This window comes from Verminephrobacter aporrectodeae subsp. tuberculatae At4 (genome assembly GCF_000193225.1).
Lineage (GTDB): Bacteria > Pseudomonadota > Gammaproteobacteria > Burkholderiales > Burkholderiaceae_C > Acidovorax > Acidovorax aporrectodeae.
Window position 1 is genome coordinate 1 of sequence record NZ_AFAL01000142.1, and the last position, 3,732, is coordinate 3,732.

The 3,732-nt window shown below is 69.3% G+C and carries 2 protein-coding genes and 1 pseudogene; 1 reads left to right on the forward strand and 2 read right to left on the reverse strand.

All coding sequences use genetic code 11. The features are described from left to right. Positions 1–227: 227 nt before the first annotated feature. Positions 228–2,270, reverse strand: coding sequence for a DNA repair helicase YoaA (gene yoaA, locus VTU_RS0105145; RefSeq protein ID WP_029554128.1), 2,043 nt, complete (start codon positions 2,268–2,270; stop codon positions 228–230). Between the two features lie 194 nt (positions 2,271–2,464). Here yoaA and VTU_RS0105150 point away from each other — a divergent pair, with 194 nt between their 5' ends. Continuing rightward, positions 2,465–3,271: a PP2C family protein-serine/threonine phosphatase gene (locus VTU_RS0105150; protein WP_010101506.1), complete on the forward strand. Its 807-nt coding sequence runs from the start codon at positions 2,465–2,467 to the stop codon at positions 3,269–3,271. A gap of 158 nt (positions 3,272–3,429) precedes the next feature. Here VTU_RS0105150 and VTU_RS35670 read toward each other — a convergent pair. Further along, positions 3,430–3,705: pseudogene (locus VTU_RS35670) on the reverse strand (GNAT family N-acetyltransferase); the annotation flags it as partial. Positions 3,706–3,732: the final 27 nt, after the last annotated feature.

A 3,732-nucleotide genomic window follows, 5' to 3' on the forward strand; every position in this document is an offset into this window, starting at 1 on the left:
CAGCCCTCCGGGGCCCCAACCGCTGGTTGCGCGCACGGTGATCCGGGTTCAAGCCTTGCGAAACCGGGTCGGGTAGACAAGCCAGGATGCGGCAAGCATCGGGGGAGACGCATGCAAAAGCGGAGCAGTGTGTCATCAGCGTGTTGCATCCGTGACTCCCTGCGCTGCGAAGCATGGTTCTCCGCCGGGCACCGGCGCGCGCCGCTGCGGCGTGCTTTCTTTCTGGATCAGGGAGCGGTTCTGAGTGCCTGCAAGGCGGCGGCAAACTCTTGTTCGGACGCGAGCCGCCGCATGGGCGGCAACGCAGCCAGCAGGCGCTGGCCATAGCCCATGGTGAGTAGCCGGGTATCGCCGATCACCAGAATGCCCCGGTCCGACTCGCGCCGGATCAGGCGCCCGGCGCCCTGCTTGAGCGCCACCGCGGCCTCGGGCAGCGAATACGAAGGGAACGCCTTCCCGCCCGCCTTTTCGATGCGCTGCGCGCGCGCCTCGACCAAGGGATCTCCGGGCGGTGGAAACGGCAGCTTGTCGATGACCACGAGTTGCAGCGCGTCCCCCGGAACGTCGAAGCCTTCCCAGAATGTGGCGGAGGCCACCAGCACGCAGCCTGGCTGACCCGCTGTGGCCCCGGCGCGAAAGCGCTCCATGAGCCGCCGTTTGGGCCACTCGCCCTGGACCAGCACCTGCAGATCGTCCCGGGCTTCGAAGCGGGCCTTGAGCGCGTCGCCGATGGTGCGCAAGGCCTTGAGCGTCGTGGTGAGCACCAGGGTGCGGCCGCACAGCGGCTCTGCGGCGTCTCCCACCCACTGCGCCAGGGTCCGGCTGTGCGTCGGCTCTGCGGGCGGGGGCAGATGGCGGGGAACGTACAGGGCCGCCTGCGCTGCGTAGTCGAAGGGGCTGGCGACGCGCAAAATTTCTGCATCCTGCAAACCCGCGCGCTGCGTGAACCAGGTCAGCTGCTCGTCCTCACCCAGGGTCGCCGAGGTAAAGATCCAGGCCCTGCCGGGGTCCATTGCCGGCGGTTGCGCGTCCCCGTCTGCGGACTCGGATTCGGATTCGGCGGGATCCGCGAGGACGCGCGTGCGCATGGCCACCGCGATGTCCAGCGGTGACTCGATCAGGCGCAGCTGCGCCCCCACATCGACCCAGCGCACCACCGCATCCGGCGGGGCCGGGTCCGAGAAGCGGGCCAGATGCGCCAGCAACTCGCTGCCGCGCGCATGCAGGCGCACAAAGTCCGGAGCCATCTCGCTGACCATGGCGAGCGCATCCCGGGCCTGCGTGCAAGCCACTGCGACACGGCGCAGCGCGTCCTGCCACTGCGCGCCCGGCACGCCCTCGGGGGTCTCCTGCGTCCAGCGCAGCTTGGACCCGACCGGCGTTTTTTCCGCCACAAGGCGCAGGTCCCGTGCGGCAAGTTCCACCAGGGTGGCAAGCCCCGCCCAGTCCGCCATGCCGCGGGCATATTGCAGGCCCGCGGCCAGCAGGTCCTTGCCGAAATCCAGCAGTTGGCCCGTGGACAGCTGCGCGCCCAGGAACTGCACCCCGGTCTCGTTGATCTGGTGCGCTTCGTCGAACACCACGACGCGCACGCTCGGCAGCAGCTCGGCCATGCCGGACTCGCGCACCGCGACGTCGGCAAAGAAAAGATGGTGGTTGATGACCACGATGTCGGCCGCAAGCGCCTCGCGCCGCGCCAAGTGCACATGGCATTCACGAAACCGCGGGCATGGGGAGCCCAGGCAGTTTTCCCGCGTGGACGTGATCAGGGGAATCACGGGCGAGCGCTCGTCGAGCCCGGCAAGCTCGGCCAGATCGCCGGCTCGCGTGTGGCGTGACCAGTCCTGCACCCGGGCCAGCACCCGCGCAATATCCCGTTCTTGCGCCAGGGCATCCTGGCGCGCGAGTTCCATGCGGTAGCGGCACAGATAGCTGGCGCGGCCCTTGAGCAGGGCCGTGCGCACGGGCAGGCCCAGCGTCTCGACCAGGCGCGGCAGGTCGCGCGCGAAGAGTTGCTCCTGCAGCGCCTTGGTGGCCGTGGACAGCAGCACCCGCTCGCCGCTGAGCAGCGCGGGGACCAGATAGGAGAAGGTCTTGCCCACGCCCGTTCCCGCCTCCACCACCAGGGCGCCACCGGTTTCAATGGTCCGCGCGACGGCCATGGCCATGCGGGTCTGCCCCTCGCGCGGCTGGAAATGCGCATCCACCCGTGCCAGCACGTTGTCCGGGGCAAAAACCTGCGCAACCCGCTCGGGCAGGGTCGTCGGCAGGCTCTTGCGGCCGGGGCTCGCGCCTGTGCGTCGCGGTGCGTTCGATCCGCTGTCCGTGGGGGGCGCGTGGGGGTTGGGTTTCAAGGCGGGGGTGCCGTGGGAGTGAAAAAACGCCCCGGGCGGCCGGATAATACGCGCTCGACCCGCTTTTCCCGACGACCGCGTGCGCGCGCCGCCCCCACACGACCACCAGCATGACCAAAGGGTTCCGCCTTATTGCATCCACCGGCATCCACCAGGGTGACCGGGAATACCAGCAGGATCAGGTGGCCCTGATCTCGCACGAGAGGCACAATGGCTGCGTGCTCGGCGTGATTGCCGACGGCATGGGCGGGCGCAGCGGCGGGCGCCATGCATCCGACCAGATCGTGTTCACGGCGCAGCAGCTGTTCGAGCGCTACTCGCCCGACGCCGACGACGCGGCGGCCCTGCTCAGGAACATGGTCGAAGAAACGCACCTCGTCATCCGGCTGATCGCCATATCGGCCGAGCAGAAACCCCACAGCACCATCGCGGCTTTCCTGATCAACCCGCGTGGCGACTGCCACTGGGTGCACGCGGGCGACTCGCGCATCTACCACTTCCGGGGGGACCAGCTGGTTTTTCGCACCAGCGACCACTCGTACGTGCAAGCCCTGGTGGACCGGGGTGAATTGACCGAGGAACAAGCCCAGCGCCACCCGCAATCGAACATCCTGCTCGGCTGCCTGGGCGCCGAACGCGACCCCCCGGTCACGGCGCACGCGATCGCGCAGCTGCAACCAGGCGATGCGCTGCTGGCTTGCAGCGATGGCTTGTGGAACTACTTCACGCAGGCCGAACTCGCGTCCGTGGTGGACGGCTTGCCACCCCGGAAAGCGACGGAGGTGCTCGTCGAAGAAGCCCGGGTCCGGGCGTGCGGCAAGGGCGACAACCTGTCGCTGGTGATCGTGAAGATCGCCGCGCTGGCGCAGGAAGAACCGCTGGCCCATCCCGCAGCCATGGGCACGGGTCCTCCATGAGCACGGCCTGCGCACCAGCGCGCTGGCGTTGCGCCGTACACCCAGGTTTCGCGCGAGCGCCCTTCGCGCGGGTACATCTGGCGGAAGCACCCGCGCCGCACGAAGCCGAGCGACTCGGCGACGCGCCGCGACGGCAGGTTGGCTTCGTGGATCCACAGCTCGACGCGGTCGAGCCGCAGCTGCCGGAAGCCTTCGTCCAGCGCGGCGCGCGCGGCTTCGCGCACGTAGCCCTGCGAACGGTGGTCGGCGTGCACCGCATAGCCGAAGCCGGGGATGCCGGCGTAGCCGAGGAACCCGAGGAAGCCGATGGCCCGCGCGGGATCGGCCGCGGTGCGCAGCGTCCACCAGCGCGCATGCGGCGGCCGCAGCATGGATTCGATCGTCGCGCGCGTGTCGTCCACGGATGCGTGCGGCAGGGTGTGCCAGTACGGCATCGCCCCGGGATCGTGGAACAGCGGGAA